This is a genomic window from Paenibacillus cellulositrophicus, from assembly GCF_009363095.1.
In the GTDB taxonomy this organism is placed as follows: Bacteria; Bacillota; Bacilli; order Paenibacillales; family Paenibacillaceae; genus Paenibacillus_AQ; species Paenibacillus_AQ favisporus.
Genome location: NZ_CP045295.1, coordinates 3,302,220 through 3,321,344, shown reverse-complemented (window position 1 = coordinate 3,321,344; position 19,125 = coordinate 3,302,220). Strand labels below are relative to the sequence as shown.

The 19,125-nt window shown below is 56.7% G+C and carries 17 protein-coding genes; 8 read left to right on the top strand and 9 right to left on the bottom strand.

Annotated features, from left to right (window positions below):
* Nucleotides 1-109: 109 nt before the first annotated feature.
* Complete coding sequence (locus tag GCU45_RS14945; protein WP_152399498.1) at nt 110-1,363, bottom strand: peptidase; 1,254 nt, start codon at nt 1,361-1,363, stop codon at nt 110-112.
* Between the two features lie 226 nt (nt 1,364-1,589).
* On the opposite strand from GCU45_RS14945, the gene GCU45_RS14940 reads away from it, so the two are divergent.
* Nucleotides 1,590-2,051 carry a GlcG/HbpS family heme-binding protein gene (locus GCU45_RS14940; protein WP_425281192.1) on the top strand — a complete coding sequence of 154 codons (462 nt, stop codon included), beginning with the start codon at nt 1,590-1,592 and terminating at the stop codon, nt 2,049-2,051.
* 100 nt (nt 2,052-2,151) lie between these two features.
* Here the strand turns inward: GCU45_RS14940 and GCU45_RS14935 are convergent, their stop codons facing one another.
* Nucleotides 2,152-3,381, bottom strand: a complete 1,230-nt coding sequence (locus tag GCU45_RS14935; RefSeq protein WP_152399496.1) for an aminopeptidase — start codon at nt 3,379-3,381, stop codon at nt 2,152-2,154.
* Between the two features lie 206 nt (nt 3,382-3,587).
* On the opposite strand from GCU45_RS14935, the gene GCU45_RS14930 reads away from it, so the two are divergent.
* The 5 genes from GCU45_RS14930 to GCU45_RS14910 all read left to right on the top strand — a co-directional run bounded on the left by GCU45_RS14930 (nt 3,588) and on the right by GCU45_RS14910 (nt 11,426).
* On the top strand, nt 3,588-4,508 hold the full coding sequence (locus GCU45_RS14930; RefSeq protein ID WP_152399495.1) for a DoxX-like family protein: 921 nt from the start codon (nt 3,588-3,590) through the stop codon (nt 4,506-4,508).
* Nucleotides 4,505-5,149 (top strand): DUF4166 domain-containing protein, encoded by a 645-nt coding sequence (locus tag GCU45_RS14925; RefSeq protein WP_152399494.1) that lies wholly within the window; start codon nt 4,505-4,507, stop codon nt 5,147-5,149. The genes GCU45_RS14930 and GCU45_RS14925 overlap by 4 nt, the downstream gene beginning before the upstream one ends.
* Nucleotides 5,139-6,767, top strand: a complete 1,629-nt coding sequence (locus GCU45_RS14920) for a YndJ family protein (RefSeq protein ID WP_167527144.1) — start codon at nt 5,139-5,141, stop codon at nt 6,765-6,767. Before GCU45_RS14925 ends, GCU45_RS14920 begins: the two co-directional genes overlap by 11 nt.
* Before the next feature lie 96 nt (nt 6,768-6,863).
* A complete protein-coding gene (locus GCU45_RS14915) occupies nt 6,864-7,988 on the top strand; it encodes a GntR family transcriptional regulator (protein WP_145027060.1) in 1,125 nt (374 codons plus the stop codon).
* A 213-nt stretch (nt 7,989-8,201) separates the two neighbouring features.
* The gene (locus tag GCU45_RS14910; protein WP_152399492.1) at nt 8,202-11,426 is read left to right on the top strand and encodes an alpha-mannosidase; all 3,225 of its coding nucleotides are present in this window, start codon (nt 8,202-8,204) and stop codon (nt 11,424-11,426) included.
* Between the two features lie 110 nt (nt 11,427-11,536).
* On the opposite strand, the gene GCU45_RS14905 is transcribed toward GCU45_RS14910, so the two are convergent.
* From GCU45_RS14905 to GCU45_RS14890, 4 genes are all read right to left on the bottom strand, one after another.
* Nucleotides 11,537-12,187: an amino acid ABC transporter permease gene (locus tag GCU45_RS14905; RefSeq protein WP_152399491.1), complete on the bottom strand. Its 651-nt coding sequence runs from the start codon at nt 12,185-12,187 to the stop codon at nt 11,537-11,539.
* A gap of 36 nt (nt 12,188-12,223) precedes the next feature.
* Nucleotides 12,224-12,889, bottom strand: coding sequence for an amino acid ABC transporter permease (locus tag GCU45_RS14900; RefSeq protein WP_152399490.1), 666 nt, complete (start codon nt 12,887-12,889; stop codon nt 12,224-12,226).
* 72 nt (nt 12,890-12,961) lie between these two features.
* On the bottom strand, nt 12,962-13,843 hold the full coding sequence (locus GCU45_RS14895) for an ABC transporter substrate-binding protein (RefSeq protein WP_076172670.1): 882 nt from the start codon (nt 13,841-13,843) through the stop codon (nt 12,962-12,964).
* A 38-nt stretch (nt 13,844-13,881) separates the two neighbouring features.
* Nucleotides 13,882-14,610, bottom strand: a complete 729-nt coding sequence (locus GCU45_RS14890) for an amino acid ABC transporter ATP-binding protein (protein ID WP_152399489.1) — start codon at nt 14,608-14,610, stop codon at nt 13,882-13,884.
* A 515-nt stretch (nt 14,611-15,125) separates the two neighbouring features.
* On the opposite strand from GCU45_RS14890, the gene GCU45_RS14885 reads away from it, so the two are divergent.
* Both GCU45_RS14885 and GCU45_RS14880 read left to right on the top strand, forming a co-directional pair.
* Complete coding sequence (locus GCU45_RS14885) at nt 15,126-15,326, top strand: cold-shock protein (protein WP_076172675.1); 201 nt, start codon at nt 15,126-15,128, stop codon at nt 15,324-15,326.
* Between the two features lie 156 nt (nt 15,327-15,482).
* Complete coding sequence (locus tag GCU45_RS14880) at nt 15,483-15,716, top strand: cold-shock protein (RefSeq protein ID WP_076172678.1); 234 nt, start codon at nt 15,483-15,485, stop codon at nt 15,714-15,716.
* 195 nt (nt 15,717-15,911) lie between these two features.
* Here GCU45_RS14880 and GCU45_RS14875 read toward each other — a convergent pair whose 3' ends face one another.
* The 3 genes from GCU45_RS14875 to GCU45_RS14865 form a co-directional block, all read right to left on the bottom strand.
* A complete protein-coding gene (locus GCU45_RS14875) occupies nt 15,912-16,955 on the bottom strand; it encodes an NAD(P)/FAD-dependent oxidoreductase (RefSeq protein WP_152399488.1) in 1,044 nt (347 codons plus the stop codon).
* 76 nt (nt 16,956-17,031) lie between these two features.
* On the bottom strand, nt 17,032-18,069 hold the full coding sequence (locus tag GCU45_RS14870; RefSeq protein WP_076172683.1) for a FecCD family ABC transporter permease: 1,038 nt from the start codon (nt 18,067-18,069) through the stop codon (nt 17,032-17,034).
* A complete protein-coding gene (locus tag GCU45_RS14865; protein ID WP_145027048.1) occupies nt 18,069-19,118 on the bottom strand; it encodes a FecCD family ABC transporter permease in 1,050 nt (349 codons plus the stop codon). Before GCU45_RS14865 ends, GCU45_RS14870 begins: the two co-directional genes overlap by 1 nt.
* Nucleotides 19,119-19,125: the final 7 nt, after the last annotated feature.

Genomic DNA, 19,125 nt, shown 5'->3' with positions numbered 1-19,125 from the left:
ATCAGGCAGCCCTAAGTTATACGTTCGTACCTCCCAAAAAACCCTGCCGATTCTTCAGAAGAATCGGCAGGGTTTTGGCGCTTTTATGCAAGCTGCGTATACGTTGATATTACATAGGCTGTATCGTATCGGCGTCCGACGTCACAATAATCGCTTCGGCACTCGTGATGCCGGGAATCGATTTGGTCATGATCGGAGAATGATAGGCGATAATTTTGGTGCCAGGGCGAAGCTTGGTATCGCCGCCCATCGTAGGGATGACCGGCGTATCTTTCGAGATGTTCAGAATGACGTCGTTGTCGATGGAATCATCGGATCCTACGTTTACATAGACCTGATCGGCTGAAGCGCGGTCTGATGCTTTAACGGTACCTTCAATTCTGACCGTTTCCGCTTTCTTCACTACGATTTTGCCGGCATGTGTTTGGGCCGGATAAATCATCGTCATGATATCGCTGTAATATGCGTCCACGCGGATATCCGCCTTCAGGGCATCCTTGGTCAGCGCCTTGCCGTCTTCGTCGACGATTTGGGTTTTGTCATCGACGGAGAGGATGACGTAGTTGACGCCGCCCTTGTCATGCGCCTTGCCGACGACCGTTACTTTGCCATCCGCCGTATTGGTGACGATGCCATCTGTGCCGGCTTTGAGTTCCTGATCTGTATTTCCGGTTTCACCACTTCCGGTGTCTTCTGTGTTCACGATCACATAATTCGTTCCGGCTTGCGGCGGCAGGCTCATGGCCACTTCAGGACCATAGAAAGCCCGGATGCTCGTGCCCTCTTTAATGTCGCCGCTGGTCAGCGCCTTGCCGTCCTGGCTGAGGATGGTGGCCTTATCGGCCAGGTGCAGAAGAATCGTGTCCTCATTAGAGGTGTAAATATCGGTTCCTTTGACCAGGATGCCGTTCTCTCTCACTTCGGATACGGTACCGTCAATGGCGGTAAAGCTCTTATCCTGAACGACAAGCGTTAGCGCCGTACCGCGGGCCGGAAGGCTTTTCGTAATATTCGGACCGTAGAACGCCTTCACGACTTTTTTCTCATCGATCACGGTTTTCAGAGGAACGCTTTTCCCGCGGGCATCGACGATCTTGGTCTCCGGCGTGATGGCCAGGACGATCTGGCTTTGATCGCTTGGAGCCAGCCCCCGTCCCGTAACCGTAACGGATTTGCCGGTCTTGTCGTTCACGAAGTTCGTGATTTGTCCCCAGGTGGCAGGAACCACTTTGGCCTCATTTTGAACCTGGCCTTGTCCGCTTTGAGCGGCTGCGGGCGGAACCTCCTGGGCGCTGGCCGCAACTGGAACGGCTGCCAGAGCGAAAATTGATGCGGTTGCCAATACTTTGTAAATTTTGTTCATCTGTCATTTTCCTCCTCTATATGGCGTTCTTGCGAGTGCGGATCGGAATGTTTCACCGTGCATGCAATTGGTAAATGATGCTTGCTCTTCATAGTTCCTGACGAGGCGGTCATGCCAAATGTTGCACATTGCAGGCAAATTCACAGCGTTCTCCGTCCAATAACACGCTTATGGGCTGGCGGCCATACAATGGGGAAAGAACATTGAAGCTGGAGGTAGCCTGATCATGAGAATGACGCTGGATCTTGCCAAAATGCTGCTTGAAGCAGCCGAGAAAAAAGCCAAGGAAATGGGGCTCGCAGAGGACATCGCCATCGTGGACGACGGCGCGAACCTGGTCGCCTTTCACCGGATGGACCACGCCCGGATCGGGGGCATCGATATCGCCCAGAACAAAGCCTGGACCAGCGTGGCCCTGCAGATGCCGACCTCGAATCTGACCAGAACGGCTCAGCCTGGGCAGCCATCCTTCGGGATCAATACGACGAATCAGGGCAGGGTGGTCATCCTGGGGGGAGGAATCCCGTTAAAAGCAGGTGATGTCATCATTGGGGGCATCGGGGTCAGCGGAGGGACGAGCGAGCAGGATATTCAGGTGGCGGAGGCCGCCGTGCAGGCTTTTGAGCGCTGGATGCAGCGGTCGGACCTTCGGAGCATCTCGTTTCGGATTGGATCGAATCAGTCGTAAAGGCTGCTCTCGCAGCACGGCTGGAACCGATGACAAGAAAAAACCCTCCATCCGGCCTGCATGTGAGGCGGGTGGAGGGCCTTTGCTTAACTACGGTGGATCAGAACGCCCAGTTACCCGTACGGAATACAGGTTCCCTTTGGCCGTCCGCTGTGATGCCGTCGATGTCCATGTCCACAGAGCCGATCATGAAATCCACGTGGATCATGCTGTGATTCAGCCCGGCACGGTCAAGCTCTTCCCGGGTGAGCGAGGTTCCGTTCTCGATGCAGGTCGGGAAGGCTTCGCCCAGGGCCAGATGGTTCGATGCATTTTCGTCAAATAACGTATTGAAGAAAATGAGCCCGGTCTCTGAGATCGGCGAGTGGTGCGGCACAAGCGCGGCTTCGCCCAAATAGCGGGCCGACGCGTCCATGTCGAGCATTCCCTTTAAAAATTCGTAGCCTTTCTCTGCCGTAAAATCGACGACTTTTCCGTCCTCAAACGTCAGGCTGAAGTTTTCGATCAAGTTTCCCTGGTAGCTGAGCGGCTTGGTGCTGCGGACGGTTCCCCGGGTCCCTTCCCTGCGGGGCGAAGTGAACACTTCTTCCGTTGGAACGTTCGGGTTGAACTCATTGCCCGCTTCGTTTCGGGCGGTACCGCCGTTCCAGACATGATGCTCCGGAAGCTCGATCAGCAGGTCGGTGCCCGGAGCTTTATAATGAAGCTGCTTGTACTGCTTGCGGTTCAAATATTCGCGTTTGCTGCGCAAATTCGCATTATGCTCGTTCCAAGCCTGGATGGGATCGCCGCCGCTCACACGGGCGGTTTGGAAGATCGCCTCCCACAGCTCTTCGACCGCGGCTTCCGGTGCCAGGTCCGGGAAAACCAGCTTCGCCCAGGCTTCGGACGGAACGCCGATAATGGACCAGGTCATTTTGCTTGCGGACATATACTCCCGCCACTTGGAGAGTGCGGCGCTGGCCGCTTTGGAATGGGCTGAGATCCGCTTGGGGTCCACGCCCTTCAGCAGCTCGGGATTGGCCGATTCGATAAAAAGAAATGCCCCGTCATTCTCGGCGAATTCCTGAACCCACTTTGCTCTCCATACCGGATACTCCTGAAAAGCCTCGTCAGGAGCGAGATGGTATTTCAGCTGTGTGCTGATTTCGTCCTGCCACTCAATATGAACGAGCTTCGCCCCGGCTTGATACGCTTGCTTGGTGATCATGCGCACGAATTCCGGCACATGGATCGGAGCGCTGATCCACAAGGACTGCCCCGGCTGAATATGAACCGCAACATGGACGGCGAGCTCGGCGTATTTTTCCAAACGGTCTAAAAAACTCATGGACTTTTTCCTCCCCAACATCGGCAGATTATAACAATCTATTAAGGATTCGCCCTTTCTTCGCCAGTTCCTTCCAGCTTTCGCGCCGCCGGAGGCCTCCAAACAAATTCCATCGGTGTATGATCTTGTCTAAACAGGAGGGAATTTAGAAGGACATCGGGCTTTTTCCGCGAATTAGGAAGGGAGCAAAGCAAGGGGGAGACGCCATGAAAAAGCAACGGCCCATCTATGTGCAAATCGATATCGACACAACGATGGATAAGCTATGGGAATATACCCAGAACCCGGATTTGCATACCGTATGGGATGCCCGGTTTACGGAAATTTCGTATTTGCCGCGGGCACAGGATGAGCCTCAACGTTTTCGGTACCGAACCCGGATCGGCATGGGCATCGACATTGCAGGCGAGGGAGAATCGGCGGGACAAGTGGAGAAGGAATCCGGGGACCGGGTCTCCTCGCTGAAGTTTTGGACGCATGACCGGCTGTCGCTCATCCGAAAGGGCAGCGGGTATTGGAAGTATACGAAGAAAGACGGCAGTATCGGCTTCGAGACGCTGTACCAATATGAGTCGGCTTTCGGCGCGGCGGGGCGTCTTGCCGATGCCTACCTGTTCAGGCCGCTGCTCGGATGGGCGACGGCTTGGAGCTTTGACGCGTTAAAAATGTGGCTGGAGCAGGGATTTTATCCGAAGCTGCTGCTCCAGCGCTTTCTCACGTACTGGACCGTGTGCGGGGTGATCGCATTTGTATGGCTGTACCACGGCCTCGTTCCCAAGCTAATCATGGCCCATCCGGACGAAATTCGGATGATGGAAGCCGTAACCGGGAGCATGGGCAGCGGTGTGGCGATGATCCGGATGGTCGGCATTCTGGAAATGCTCTTTGGACTCGTGTGGCTGCTGCCGCTGTATAAGCTGAAGCGCCCGCTGTTTATTCTCCAGATCGTCGCCATCTGCGGTCTGACCGCCTCTGCGGGGATCGGGGACATCGGCAGTTTTGTTGCCCCGTTTAATCCTGTGACGCTAAACGGTATGCTGATCGTCCTGTCGCTGATCGGCTACGGGAACAGCCGACATCTGCCCAGCGCTGCCCGCTGCCGCCGAAAGAAGGCAGGTGACCTATGAAATCGATCTATGAACAGGCGCTCGGCGATACCTATCAGCTGCTGCATCCCAAACTGCAGGAGCGTTACCGGCTGACGGGAGATGCGGTGTTTACCGGGGCCGGCCGGATGGAGGAAATCAGCGGCGGTTCGTTCGCCGTACGGGCCATGATGGTGCTGGGCATTCGGGCCCGTCTGTTCTTTCCCGAGCGGGGCCGGAACATCCCTTTTGTTATCCACAACAAAGTATCCCGGGATGCAAAGGGCCAGGAGACGGTACATTGGGATCGGACGTTTGATTTCCGGGGCAAAAAGCGCCATTTCGATGCCGTGATGAAATGGGACAGTGAGGAGGAGCAGATCCTGGACTTGTTCGGCAAGCCGGCGCTGCTCGGCTCCTCCCTGTCCCTCCACGTGGACGACAAAGGAGCCATGCACATCTCCTCCAGAAGCCAGTGGCTGCCCCTGTTCGGCATGCGGATCCCGCTTCCCCGGGTTTTTCAAGGGGCGGCCCAGATCGTGGAGTCCTACGACGAGGAGCGGCAGGGCTTCCGGATTCGGGTGCATGTGCGCAATCCGCTGTTCGGCACCCTTTTCGCCTATAAGGGGAGCTTTACGGGAACAAGGAAAGACGGGAGCGGAGGAAGCCGGGATGAAGCGTAACGCATGGTTCGGATTGCTGCTGTATGTGATGTTTCTCGGCGTCAGCGGGCGGCAGCTTCAAGTGCTTGAAGCGGTACTGATGCTGGCGGTGCTGGTGCTGGTACCGGGTTTCCTGATGCTGGTGGATGCCCGCCTGCGAAACGGGAAAACGATGGCTTTGTACAAAATCATGACGATCCTTTACCCCCCGGCTGCCGTCTGTGCGGCACTTTCCTTTATGGGAGATATCCCGCTGTTATGCCTTCCCTGGGTGGCTTTTACGGTGATTACGGCGCTGTATGGGCTGAGACGGCTGCTGGAGAGGGGGCTGCATCCGCTTGCTGAAACCGCGGTGGATTTCGGACTGATGTACTTGGCCGGGGGCGGTTTCTGGTTCCTGGCTGCGTCGCTGCATTGGCGTATAATGGATTTTTCGGACGTGCTCATCATGCTGACAGCCGTTCATTTTCATTACTCTTCATTTATTATCCCGATCCTGGCCGGGCTGCTGGGGCGAAAAATAACGGTTGGACGGAAGCTGTACTTAACCTCGACCGTCATCATCATGCTGGCCCCGGCCGGCATTGCGCTGGGCATTGCTTTTTCCACCGCCCTTGAGTTCATTCTGGTGGCGGCGTACCTGGCTGCCCTGTACGGCTACGGACTGCTTGTTTTCGAAGCTTCCTTTACCCGGCGGGAGGCCAAATACCTCATATCTTTTTCGGCGCTCGTATTGATGGTGACAATTCTTTTCTCCCTGATTTACGCAGCCGGAAGGGCGATGGGGTTCGGGAGTCTCTCGATCAACCGGATGATCTGGATTCACGGCTTCACGAACGCGGTAGGCGTAGCTCTTCCGTCGCTTGCGGGCTGGCTGCTGGAGGGAAACTTCCCGAAGGAGAGCTATTATGGCAAACCGGTAAGCTCCATCACCGGCGGAAGGCATATCGGGCGCCACTTCTTAAGCAGGAAAGGACTCCTTGACGAAACGGCATCCTACTCAGGGCTGGTCGACCGGATCGACGGGTTTGACTCCGCCTCGTTCCGCGCCCGGAGGCTGTCGCCCGTCATTCGGGATTTCTACGAGCATACCGATCAGTACGCGATGCGGGCCGACATCCGCTGGGCCGGGTGGTTTAGGCCGCTGGCTGTGGTCTACCAAGTCATCAGCCGCCGGATCGGGCAGATCCATCTTGGCACATTTAAAGGGTGGCAGGGGATGTACGGCCGGGTTCTTCCGGTGGCGTCGGGCAGGGACGGCAGGCAGCGGGTTCGCGCCTGGCAGCGTTTGAACGGGAAGGGGGAGGCGATTTTCATTGCGCTCTATTCCCTGCATTGGTTCGGAGACGAGCCCTACATGAATATCGCCCTGCCGCTGCCGGGCGCCAATATGACCGGGATGCTGCGCCTGTATAATGAAGGCTCCGGGCTCGTCTTGACCAGCGCCCACAGCCCGGCTCACCGGGGCGATGAGGGCATTTACCTGCATGCCTCATGGTTCACGATGCGTTTGCCCCTGAAGGAAACCTTCTGGATCCGGGAGGGGGAGTCCGGTCAGCGGCTGACGGCCCGCCACCGGATGTGGATTTTCGGACTCCGTTTCCTGGATATCCGGTACGATATTCAGCGGTCCGGATGATCGTGCGGCTGGGCAGCGGCGTTGACATGTATGTCCCATGGGATATAATGCTAAAAGGAAGATGACCGAAAGATCAGGTATTGGAGGATTATTGTCATGAGCCAGGACAGGGAGCCGCTGTACATTCAAATACAAAACCATTTCAAGCAGTTGATTGCTTCCAGGCAGCTGAAGGAAGACGACCGGATTCCGACCGAGAAGGAGCTGATCGACCAGTTTCAGGTGAGCCGGATCACCGTGGCCAATGCGCTGGCCGAGCTGGCGGGCGAAGGCTGGATCTACCGGATTCCGGGCCGGGGAAGTTACGTCAAGGGCGTGCCTGAGAAGTACATATCGGGTAATCCGGTCTCTCTCGTCTCTGAGGCCAAATCGTCGTCGGCTCCCAAGATCGGGCTCGTGTTTCCTTCCATTGAAGATTATTTTGCCATCCAAATGGTACGGGGGATCCGCAGCGCGCTGTCGGGGAGTAAATACTCGCTGGTCGTCATGTTCACTTACAATTCCAAGGAACTGGAGAAGGAAGCGATCCGCGAGCTCCGCAGCACGACGGACGGGCTGATTATTTTTCCGGTGGATGCCGAGGTGTACAGTGAAGAAATTATCGCGCTGAAGATGCAGAATTACCCGTTCGTGCTCCTGGATCGGCATCTGCCCGGCGTAGAGACGAACGTGGTCCTGTCCGATCCGGCTCTGGGTTCCATTCTGGCGGTGGATCATCTGTGGGATCTGGGACACCGGAACATTGCGATATGCTCGGATTCTCCAATACCGACGGTGACGGTCGATGAACGGATTCAAGGATATAACGAAGCGCTGAAGAACAAGGGCGCGATGATCAATCCTGCTTTGATTCTTACCGACTTCAGTATCCCAACGGGGCGTTCCCGTACGGATCACCCGCTGTACCGCTTCCTCAAGAGCCGGATGGCGACAGCGTTTATCGCGCTGAACTGCAAGCTTGGGGTCAACCTGTGGTCCATGGCCAAGGAATTGGGGCTGGATGTCCCGGGTGACCTGTCCATCGTCACGTTTGATAACCCGAGTCCTATGCTCGAGGAGCTCAGCGTATTTACGTATATCGATCAAAGCGAGGAAGAAATGGGTCGCGAGGCGGCAAGCCTGCTGCTGGACATTTTGGAAGGGAACATCAAGGACGTCAAGTATACGAAGCGGATCTTTAAACCCCGTCTCGTCATACACCATACGACAGGCCCGGTATAACCAGAGGAATCGAGAAACGGCATTTCTTGAAACAAGAGATGCTGTTTTTTTTGTTTTATATTAAACATAAATGCTATATTATATATATTAATACGAGCAAAACTTATTGCCGATGTGCTGTAACCGACGAAGCAGCAATTTATTACTCCGGAAATTCCGGGAGCATGCATGGCCGGAGACGGAAGGATGCAGAAGGGGAAAAGGTGATCATCCATGAGATTTATGATTGAAAAGCTGGAGCGGCGCATTCAGGAGCTGGCCGGGCTGAGATACCGGGACCGCAAGCCGCTGGAGAACATGCATATCGTACCGGATGTGGACGGTTTGGCGGAAGCGAAGGCCGCCGCAGGCAGCCAGCCGGTCGTGAAGGTAGGGGACCGCTGGGGAGGAAGGGACCGCTACGCCTGGTTCATCGCCGACGTGACGTTTCCCGCATCGTGGCGGGCGCAGGACGTCGTAGGACTGATTAAGCTAGGGGAAACCGGCGGGGGCAACTGCAGCGGGTATGAAGGCCAGGTGTATCTAAACGGGGAGCCGGCGCAGGCCGTGGACCGCAACCATGCCGAGCTGTTCTTCCCGGCGCAGGCTGTGGACGAAGGCCGCGTGGAGCTGGCCATCCGCGCATGGAGCGGACTGACGCCCCCGAACGGCAGCCATATGCCGTTTGATCACCGGGTTGATGTGCTGGAACTTGCAGTACTGGACGCGGCAACCGACGATTTGTACTACACGGCGCTGCACATGCTGCAGACGGTGAAGCTGCTGGACGAACGCGCCTTGGAGAAGCAGGCGATGACGTCTGCGCTGGAGGAGGCGTTCCGGCTGCTGGACTGGAGCGCGCCGGGATCGGACCGCTTCTACGCCTCCACCGAGCAGGCGCTGTACGTGCTGAAGGAGCGGCTTGAGGCGATTCCGCGCGGCCCGCGGCCGCAGATCACCGCGGTCGGCCACTGCCATATTGACGTCGCTTGGCTGTGGCGGCTGAAGCATACCCGTGAGAAGTCCGGGCGCTCGTTCTCGACGGTGCTGACGCTCATGGACCGCTTTCCGGAGTATGTCTTCCTTCAGTCCCAGCCGCAGCTGTACGCTTATTTGAAGAAGGATTTTCCGACGCTGTACGAGAAAATCAAGGATCGCGTGAAGGAAGGCAACTGGGAAGCGACCGGGGCGATGTGGCTGGAGTCGGACTGCAACATTCCTTCCGGGGAGTCGCTGGTCCGGCAGCTGCTGACGGGCAAGCGCTTCTTCAAGAGGGAGTTCGGCGCCGACAACCGCGTCTTATGGCTGCCGGACGTGTTCGGATACAGCTGGGCGCTGCCGCAAATTTTGAAGAAGAGCGGCATCGACTACTTCATGACGACCAAAATCAGCTGGAGCCAGTACAACCGCTTCCCGTACGACACGTTCATGTGGCGCGGCATCGACGGAACCGAAATGCTGACGCATTACATCACGACGCCGGACAACGACGGCAGCTGGTTCTATACGTACAACGGCAACATTACCGGCTCCTCGATTCAGGGGCTGTGGGATAACTACCGGCAGAAGGACATCAACGAGAACCTGCTGCTCGCCTACGGCTGGGGCGACGGCGGCGGCGGTCCGACCCGGGATATGCTTGAAGCGGCCCGCCGTTACGAAGACATGCCGGCAGCGCCGCAGGTGAAGCAGGGCGGAGCGGAAGCGTTCTTCGAACAGCTGGAGGAGCGGGTCAAGGATGATCCGCAGCTTCACTTGTGGGACGGGGAGCTGTATCTGGAATACCATCGCGGCACCTATACGTCCCAGGCTTATAACAAGCGGATGAACCGCCGGATGGAGCAGCTGCTTCACAACGCGGAATTCGTGAACGCGCTGGCGCTGATGCTGAATCCGGGCTATGCTTATCCGGCCGCAGGCCTCGCGGACAGCTGGGAAATCGTGCTGCGCAACCAGTTCCATGACATCATCCCGGGCTCGTCTATTCACGAAGTGTATGAGGACAGCCGGGTCGAGTATGCCGAAGCCGAGCAGCTGGCCGTACAGGTGTTGGAACAGGGGCTGTCGCAGTTTACCGCCGAGGGCCGCGGAGAAGCGGGCGCACAGCCGGACTCCGCCAAGGCGGTGGGCAAAGGCTTCCCTGTCCGGATTTTCAATCCGCTCGGCTGGAAACGCTCTTTCGTCAGCGAAGTTTCCGTGGAAGGGGCCGCACAGATGGTGTGGTATTCCGCAGCCGGAGAAGAGCTGCCATCCCAGAATATTCCGGCGCAGGAGGGTGAAACAGCCCGCGTATTGGTTACCGTGAAGGACGTGCCGGCCTACGGCTACACGACCATTTACGGCCGCAGCGAGGGGGCGGGAACCCAAGGTTCAGCTTCCGCTGCAGCGGGTGAGACGGATTGGCAGATCACGGGAGACGTCGTGGAAACGCCGTTCTACAGCATACGCCTGAACGAAGCCGGTCAGCTGGTATCGCTGTACGACAAGCAGGCGGACCGCGAAGTGCTGAAGCCGGGCGAGCCGGCCAACGTGCTGCAGGTGTTCGAGGATAAGCCGATGGCGCACGACGCCTGGGACATCGATATTTTCTACCAGGAAAAAATGCGGACGGTCGAGGACCTGAAGGAACTGACGGTCCTGGAGGAAGGTCCGCTGCGCGGCGTGATCAAGCTGGTGTATGCGTATCACAACTCCACCATCGAGCAGCGGTTCACGGTGTACCGGGACGACCCGCGGATCGATTTTGTGACCAAAGTGGATTGGCAGGAGCACCAGCAGCTGCTCAAGGCAGCTTTTCCGGTCGACATCCGCTCCACCAAGGCCACTTACGAGATCCAATTCGGCAACGTGGAGCGTCCGACCCACTGGAACACGAGCTGGGATTACGCCCGGTTCGAATCCGTGGCGCAGCGCTGGGTGGACCTTTCCGAGGGCGGTTACGGCGTCAGCCTGCTGAACGACTGCAAATACGGGCATGACATCCGCAACCACGTCATCCGCCTCAGCCTGATCAAGTCCGCCGTCTATCCGGACGGAACCGCCGATCAGGGTGAGCATGAATTTACGTATTCGCTGTATCCGCACCGCGGCGGCTGGTATGAAGGCGGAACCCACCAGGCGGCCTGCGGCCTGAACACGCCGCTGCTGGCCGTGCCGGTACAGGAAGGCATTCTGCCGGAGGCGCTTGGCCTGGTCAAGGTGAATCAGCCGAATATTATGATCGACACGGTCAAAAAGGCTGAGGACAGCGACGATATCGTCATCCGCATGTACGAATACGGCGGCATCCGCACCCGCGCCCGGGTCGAGCTGGACCCGCTGGCCGGTGCGGTCAGCGCGGCGGCCGAGACGAATTTAATGGAAGAAGGCGGCGAGCCGTTGAGCGTATCGGGCAACGGTACGGAGCTGCGCTTCAAGCCGTACGAAATCAAAACGCTGGTGGTATCGCTGGCGCGTTAACCGCCCACACCATACTTGATGCGGATACGCCTCAAGCACAAGCAAGCCCAGCCTCACCCATGAAGGGGGAGAGCTGGGCTTGTTTTCTTTGTCTGGGCCGAGCAGCCGTGTCAGAGTGTCTTGGCCTCCAGCCGCCGGGCGATGATCGAGAGAATGTGGTTCACGATGAAGTACAGGGCGGCGGCGAAGATGAGGGCCGGGATGACGTAGTTCGGGCTGTGTCCCTGCAGGATCTGTACGTTGTGCATGAGCTCGGGAAGCGAAATGATAACCGCGAGCGACGTATCCTTGAGCAGCGAGATGAACTGGCTGACCAAGGGCGGAACCATACGGCGCAGCGCCTGCGGCAGAATGATATGCCGGAGCGTCTGCATATAGCTCAGCCCCGAAGAGCGGGCCGCCTCGATCTGTCCCTGGTCAACGGAATTGAGTCCGCCGCGGACGATCTCCGAAATCATGGCCCCCTCGAACAAGGTCAGGCCGACGACCGTCGCCCAGAAGGGGGACATCTTGATGCCGAGCTGAGGGAGCACGATGTACATAAAGAAGATGATCAGCAGCAGCGGCAGGTTCCGGATAATATCGACGATGGCTGCGACAATCTGGGACAATACGGGGATTTTGGCGTAACGCAGCGTCCCGAGAACGGTTCCAAGCACAAAGCTGAACACGATGGACAACACCGCGACCTCGATCGTAACGAGAAACCCCTCAAGCAGAAACTTGACGTTGGGTAGGGAATAGGCACCTATAAAATCCATGGCGGCATCTTCTCCTCTTGCCAGAATAAAGCCCCTTTATCGGTCAGCCGAGCGGAAACGGCGTTCCATATAATGGACCGCAAAGCTGAGCGGAAGCGTAAGCACCAGGTAAAAGACGGCGACGATCGTATACACCGTCAGGGGCAGGAAGGTGTCGGAGTTGATCAGGTCGGCGTAATACATCAGGTCCATCCCGGTCACGACGGCCAGAATGGACGAATTTTTAACGAGATTAATAAACTGGTTGCCGATGGCCGGCAGCACGATCTTGATCGCCTGGGGCAGCACGATATGAAGCATCGTCTGGATGTACGACAGTCCCGTCGCGCGGGCGGCCTCGGTCTGGCCGGTCGGTACGGACTGGATGCCGGCACGGATGGCTTCCGCGATGAAAGAGGCGGTGTAGACCATCAGCCCAAGCGTCCCCGAGGTAAAGCCGTCCAGCGGCAGTCCGAGCGACGGGATTCCCAGGAAAAAGAAAAACACGACGAGCAGGAGCGGGATGTTGCGGATAAACTCAACATACACCGTTCCGATCACATTCAGGACCCGGATCGGGGAGATCCGCATCACGGCGATGATAACGCCGAGCACGAAGCTCCCGATCAAGGCGAGGACGCTGGCTTCGATCGTGTGAATAAAGCCTTCGGCAAAACGGTCCCAGTGGTTAAACAAGACGTGAATGTCAAATTTGCCCGGCATGGCCTTCGTCCTTTCTTAAAGGTTTTCAGGGCTCCCCGCAGCGTACCGGGAAAGGCAGCGAAAGCCAAGGCCCTACTCGGGTTTGACACCCATCCACTGCTCATACAGCTTGTCGTATTCGCCGCTGTCCTTCATTTCCTTGAGCAGATCGTTGACTGTCTTTACGAACTCCGCGTCGCCTTTTTTGATGGCGATTCCGTAAGGCTCGTCGGTGAAGGTGCCGCCGACCAGCACGTAGTTCGGATCCTGTTTTTGCATGCCGAGCAGGATGGCGTTGTCGGTCGTCAGGGCTTCCCCTTGGCCGGCTTTCAGCGCGGTAAATGCATCCTGATAATTTTCAAACTCCAGCACGGTGGCGTCCGGCGCCTTTTCACGGATGTTTTTAGCCGAGGTGGAGCCTTTGACGGTCAGCACCTTCACGCCTTTCTTCAAGTCCTCCAGGCCTTGAATGGCGCTGCCCTTCTTCACGAGCAGGGATTGACCCGCTTTAAAATAGACGTCGCTGAAATCGACCTGCTGCTTGCGCTCCTCGGTGATGGTCATCGTGGCGACGATGAGGTCGATGTCCCCGTTTTGCAGCAGCGGAATGCGGGTTTTGGACGTTACTTCTTTCAGCTCGATCTTGGTTTCATCGCCGAGTATTTTTTTGGCCAGCGCCTTGGCGATGTCGATGTCAAAGCCCTCTACCTTTCCGGAAGTCGGGTCCTTCAGTCCGAACAGCTTGGTGTCGTATTTCACGCCGGCGATAAGCTTGCCGCGGGCCTTGATCGCTTCCAGCGTACCGCCCTTGGCGGCCGTGTCCCCGCCGTCGTCCTTGTTCCCGCTTGCGGTCGTGTCGGTCGAACCGCCGCCGGTCGCGGCCGTGGGCTCGCTCTTCGAGCCTCCGCAGGCCGTGAACACCAGGCACATCGCCAACAGAACAAACGCAACACTCCACCTCAAAGGTTTTTTCATGAATTCAATAACCCCTTTCCATATGCTTTCCGCTGAATTTAATGATGAATCAGCCGGCTGAGAAACGTCCGCGCGCGCTCTTCCCGCGGATGGTCAAAGAAGCTTGCCGCCGGGCCTTCCTCGATGATCTGACCGTTGTCCATAAAAACGACACGGTCGGCAACCTCGCGGGCGAATCCCATCTCATGCGTAACGATGACCATCGTCATCCCGTCATAGGCGAGAGAGCGCATTACGTCCAGCACTTCGCCGATCATTTCGGGATCGAGAGCCGATGTGGGCTCGTCGAACAGCATGATCTTCGGATGCATGGCCAGGCCCCGGGCGATGGCGAGCCGCTGCTGCTGTCCCCCCGAGAGCTGGGAAGGGTAGCTGGATGCCTTATCCGCAATGCCGACGCGGGACAGATAAGAGGTCGCACGCTCGGCCGCTTCTTCTTTGGAGAGGCCAAGCACCTTGACCGGCGCAAGCACAATGTTGTCGATCACCGTTTTATGGGGATACAGATTAAAATGCTGAAAGACGATGCCGATCTCGCGGCGGAACCGGTTAATGTCGATCTTTTTGTCATGCAGCGCCGTTCCGTTTACGTAGAGCTCGCCCGACGAGATTTTTTCCAGCCGATTGATGCAGCGGAGCAGGGTGCTCTTGCCGGAACCGGACGGTCCGATAATCACGACCACTTCGCCCTCTTCGATCCGAAGGTCGATATTCTGGAGGACATGGAAGCTGCCGTAAAATTTACTGACGTTCTTGAATTCGATCAGAAATATACCTCCCTTCCTATGTAACCTTTAAGTGCGTGTTCAAAAAGTTCGGTTTTCAGCACCGAGAAGATTGAATGAAGCAAGGGACTGAGGAGCAGAGCGTACGTAGTGGGTACGTGAGCACCGGAAGGCCCGGCTGAATTCAAGATTCGATGCCGAATCAGCTTCCCGATTTACTTCGTGATCAAAAGCGGACTTTTTGAACAACCTCTTTAAGGAGCATGTCGGCCCGACGTGCTCGTAACACTATATTGCTGTAAGCCCGATAAAATGATTAACCTGCCCAAATGCCGTCAGCTCGAAGTCATATCTTGGCATGGCATATCAACATTTCCCAAATCCTTGCATTTTGGTGATTTCCGTGGTACACTGTATTCAGTTCTGAAATTTGAAACCAATTCACATATTGAAAAGGGTATCATGTTTACGATGGAACTTTTTTCAATGTGTGAATTTTTTTTAGCTTTATTTAAAAGAAGGATCATATTAAATTTCTATTTTGGAGGTACAGCCCCATGCAAACAGGTACAGTTAAATGGTTTAATGCCGATAAAGGCTTCGGATTCATCGAAGTTGAAGGCGGAAACGATGTTTTCGTACACTACAGTGCAATCACTGGCGATGGTTTCAAAACGTTGGACGAAGGACAACGCGTCCAATTCAACGTGGTTGAAGGCAACCGTGGACCACAAGCTGAGAACGTAGTGAAACTGTAACATCAACAAGCGGCTGCCCTTAACAGATTCGTTAAGGGCAGTTTTTTCATATAGACCAAGCAGGCTTGTCCAAGATCCGTTCTTGGCGGAGGTTGACTGCTGCAGGGCGTCCGTTTATACAGTTTGGTTTTATACTTCATAAAAGGGGGACTGAGCATGAACTACCGCAAAAAGTCGATGGAGGAAATACCTGAGGAAAATACAGCGATCTGGTCCTGTACGAAGGAAGGGTGCAAAGGGTGGATGCGCGACAATTTCGCCTTTGAGCATGAGCCGACCTGCAGGTTGTGTAATTCCCCGATGGTACGGGATACGAAAATGCTTCCTGTTCTGAACAATTCGAGTGCCGATCAGAAATCGGCCAAGAAGGGCGTCAAGATCGACTCCTAAGCAATGAACCCGTGTGAAATCATAGAATAATCCGATATAAACGGCAAAAAGGTCTGCACGATCATGCAGGCCTTTTTTCTATGGGATTCGGATCGAAGTTATCCCCATTGAAGGTTCTGGTTCGGTTAATTAATTTATCTTGTTAATGGTTTATGTCCTGAACCCTAGACAGTCTTTCCTGGCCGGTACCCGGTGTTAGTGGTCTTCGTCGATGACGCCAAGCGCCCGGTTTTTCTCTTTGAACCGCTCATTGTGCGAAGAGACATAAGCAACCTTGGGCGCTTCGGGATCCATGTAGAGCTTGGCGCTGTTCGTGGCAAGCACAGCATCGGTGAATGTGCCAGCAATTAGTCTCACTTTGCTGCTGTAGTCCACAAAGTCTCCTGCGGCAAAAATTCCCGGCACATTCGTTTCCAGCTTGTCGCTGACGTTTGCCGTCCATTCGCCCATATCGATGCCCCAGTCGCGGATCGCCCCAAAGTTATACCGCATGCCGTGGTTGACGATGACCGCATCAACGTCCACGCGAAGGGTATCGCCGCTCTCTTCGTGGCAGATCGAAACCTGGTTGATCGCGCACCCGTCGCTGCTGTGCAGCTGGCGGACGGTATAGGGAACATGGATCTGGACGGAGGACTGCTTCATGCGAACAACGTTGCGCTCGTGGCCGCCAAACTGCTCGCGCCGGTGTACCACGCAGACGCTGGCTGCGATCGGCTCGAGCTCATTGGCCCAGTCCACGGCGGAATCGCCGCCGCCGGAGATGAGCACGTGTTTGCCGCGGAAGGGCTCGAGCTCCTGCACCGTATAGTGGAGGTTGCTCACTTCGTACCGGTCGGCACCTTCGATGTCCAGCTTCGCCATTTCCAGGATGCCGTAACCGATCGCCATGATGACCGTGCGGGTCCAATGCTTTTCTCCGGTTGAGGAAGTAAGCAGAATGGTGCCGTCTTCCAGGCGCTCCTGGCCGACGATCTGCTGGCCCAGCACGACGGTCGGATCAAAAGTCAGCGCCTGCTGTTTCAGCTGCTCAATCAGATTGCGGCATAGAATCGGTCCCGTGCCGCCGACGTCCCAGATCATCTTCTCCGGATAAATCAGCATCCGTCCGCCCAGTTCGTCCTTCGCTTCGATCAGCTTGGTCTTCAGGTCGCGCATCCCGCTGTAAAAAGCCGCATACATGCCCGCAGGGCCACCCCCGATGATGGTTACGTCGTACAGCTCCAATGATTCACTCATGGTTTTCCCTCCAAGTCCATTCAGGTATGATCCGATCCAAAAGTCGGAAAATACGATCTATATCAAGCACTGGCATTTAACTTTTCGCTCTGGCGAGCAGATACAGAAAATAAGGTGCGCCGATGACGGCGACCACGATGCCCGTCGGTACGCCGGAAGGCTGCAGAATCCAGCGGCCGATCGTGTCGGCCGCGATAACGAGCAGCGCCCCGATGAGCGCTGAGACCGGAAGCAGCATCTGATGCTTCGGACCGACGAGGCGTCTGGCCAAATGCGGACCGACGAGCCCGACGAAGGCGATCCCGCCACTGACGGCTACGCTGGCCGCAGCAAGGGCGACGGCAGCGGCGAGCAGGCGGAACTGCTCTTTGCGTACATTTTCGCCAAGGCTGGTCGCCATCTGCTCTCCCATCTGCAGCACGTTCATCACCCGTGCCCGATAAATAATGTACGGCACCAGAACTACGATCCAGGGGAGAAGGGAGAGGACAAACTTCCAGTTTGTTCCCCAGATGCTCCCTGCTAGCCATGTCGCGACGAATTGATACTGCTCAGGCTTCAGCCGGAGCGTCAGCACGATCATGGCCGCCTGAATGCCGGCGGCGACGGCGATGCCTGTCAGCATCAGTCGGATCGGACGGATTCCCTTGTTCCGCGTGTAGGACAGGGAGTAGATCAGCGCTGCCGTCAATCCTGCGCCCACAAAGGCTAGGAGAGGGAGCAGGAACACCGGCATCGCCTGTGTCGTTGGATAGAACGACACGAGCAGCATGACCATCAGCCCCGCTCCCGAGTTGATGCCGAGGATGCCGGGGTCTGCCAGCGGATTGCGGAAAATCCCCTGCATGACCGCTCCGGACACCGCCAGTCCCGCGCCGATCAGCACCGAAATGACGATCCGCGGGAGCCGGAATTCGAAGAGAATCAGGTTCTCCTGATCCGATCCCTGCCCGAACAGCGTCCGGATCAGGTCGAGCGGGCTTAACCGTATGTAGCCGGTGTTCATGCTGATAATAAAGACTGCAACAATGAGCAGCGCGAGAATCAGCATGACGGTCATGCCGCGAAGCTTTCTCCGCTGTTCGTAAGTAGAAACCGCTTGTCGTTCGGACATTACAGATCCCCTACCTCTCTTCGTGCAAGATAGAGGAAGAACGGAACGCCGATCAGCGAGATGATCGCCCCGATCGGGGTTTCATGCGGCGGATTGATCATTCTTGCCGCCAAGTCAGCGAGGACCGCCAGCAGGCTGCCCAGCACCGCCGAGCAAGGGACGATCCAGCGGTAATCGACGCCGACGAGATAGCGGGTGACATGCGGGATAATAAGCCCGATGAAGCCCACCGATCCGACCACGGCTACCGAGGAACCCGCCAGGACGAGCACGATGAGCACGGCGGCCAGCTTGATTAGGGCGGTGCGCTGCCCGAGCCCCTTGGCGACCTCATCGCCGAGACTCAGCATCGTGATCGACCGCGAAATGAGCAGCGAGCCGATCAGGGCACCGGCGATCCATGGGAACATGATCTTGAGCTGCACCCACTTCGTACCGGCTACGCCGCCGGCATACCAGAAGGCCAGATCCTGGCCGATGTGAAAGTACAGCGCCACGCCTTCGCTGAGCGCGGTCAGCAGCAAGCTGAGCGCTGCACCGGCCAGAACGAGGCGTACCGGGGTAAGCCCTCCCGGGGCGAGCGATCCGACGCCATAGACGAGTCCGGCACCGACGCCCGCGCCGAGAAAGGCGTACAGGATCAGGTACATAAAGGACAGACCGGGGAAGAAGGCAAAGCATAGCGCAAGGGCGAAGCCTGCACCCGCATTAATGCCAAGGAGTCCCGAGTCAGCGAGCGGATTGCGGGTCATCCCCTGCATCAATGCGCCGGCTACCGCAAAGCTTGCACCAATCATCGCGCTGGCAAGGACCCGCGGCAGGCGCAAATCCCGAATAATTTGATGATTGACCACATCCGCATGGAAATGGAACACGGCCGACCATACTTCAGACAGCCGGATATTGGCCGCCCCGAAGGAGATCGATAATCCCATGCTCAGAACGAGAGCGGCAAGGCCGCCGATAAGGATCAGGCTGGCGGTCTTCGGACGGGAACGAAGGCGTTCCTTGGAGTCCGGGGTCATATTCGCTGCTGCCTGCTGATTCATATATTGT

What these genes read in the sequence shown, in the direction of transcription:
- GCU45_RS14895 (WP_076172670.1), bottom strand. Translation starts at nt 13,843, where the DNA reads ATGAAAAAACCTTTGAGGTGGAGTGTTGCGTTTGTTCTGTTGGCGATG.
- GCU45_RS14865 (WP_145027048.1), bottom strand. Translation starts at nt 19,118, where the DNA reads ATGAATCAGCAGGCAGCAGCGAATATGACCCCGGACTCCAAGGAACGC.
- GCU45_RS14945 (WP_152399498.1), bottom strand. Translation starts at nt 1,363, where the DNA reads ATGAACAAAATTTACAAAGTATTGGCAACCGCATCAATTTTCGCTCTG.
- GCU45_RS14920 (WP_167527144.1), top strand. Translation starts at nt 5,139, where the DNA reads ATGAAGCGTAACGCATGGTTCGGATTGCTGCTGTATGTGATGTTTCTC.
- GCU45_RS14875 (WP_152399488.1), bottom strand. Translation starts at nt 16,955, where the DNA reads ATGAGTGAATCATTGGAGCTGTACGACGTAACCATCATCGGGGGTGGC.
- GCU45_RS14910 (WP_152399492.1), top strand. Translation starts at nt 8,202, where the DNA reads ATGAGATTTATGATTGAAAAGCTGGAGCGGCGCATTCAGGAGCTGGCC.
- GCU45_RS14905 (WP_152399491.1), bottom strand. Translation starts at nt 12,187, where the DNA reads ATGGATTTTATAGGTGCCTATTCCCTACCCAACGTCAAGTTTCTGCTT.
- GCU45_RS14915 (WP_145027060.1), top strand. Translation starts at nt 6,864, where the DNA reads ATGAGCCAGGACAGGGAGCCGCTGTACATTCAAATACAAAACCATTTC.
- GCU45_RS14880 (WP_076172678.1), top strand. Translation starts at nt 15,483, where the DNA reads ATGAACTACCGCAAAAAGTCGATGGAGGAAATACCTGAGGAAAATACA.
- GCU45_RS14870 (WP_076172683.1), bottom strand. Translation starts at nt 18,069, where the DNA reads ATGTCCGAACGACAAGCGGTTTCTACTTACGAACAGCGGAGAAAGCTT.
- GCU45_RS14940 (WP_425281192.1), top strand. Translation starts at nt 1,590, where the DNA reads ATGAGAATGACGCTGGATCTTGCCAAAATGCTGCTTGAAGCAGCCGAG.
- GCU45_RS14930 (WP_152399495.1), top strand. Translation starts at nt 3,588, where the DNA reads ATGAAAAAGCAACGGCCCATCTATGTGCAAATCGATATCGACACAACG.
- GCU45_RS14885 (WP_076172675.1), top strand. Translation starts at nt 15,126, where the DNA reads ATGCAAACAGGTACAGTTAAATGGTTTAATGCCGATAAAGGCTTCGGA.
- GCU45_RS14900 (WP_152399490.1), bottom strand. Translation starts at nt 12,889, where the DNA reads ATGCCGGGCAAATTTGACATTCACGTCTTGTTTAACCACTGGGACCGT.
- GCU45_RS14935 (WP_152399496.1), bottom strand. Translation starts at nt 3,381, where the DNA reads ATGAGTTTTTTAGACCGTTTGGAAAAATACGCCGAGCTCGCCGTCCAT.
- GCU45_RS14925 (WP_152399494.1), top strand. Translation starts at nt 4,505, where the DNA reads ATGAAATCGATCTATGAACAGGCGCTCGGCGATACCTATCAGCTGCTG.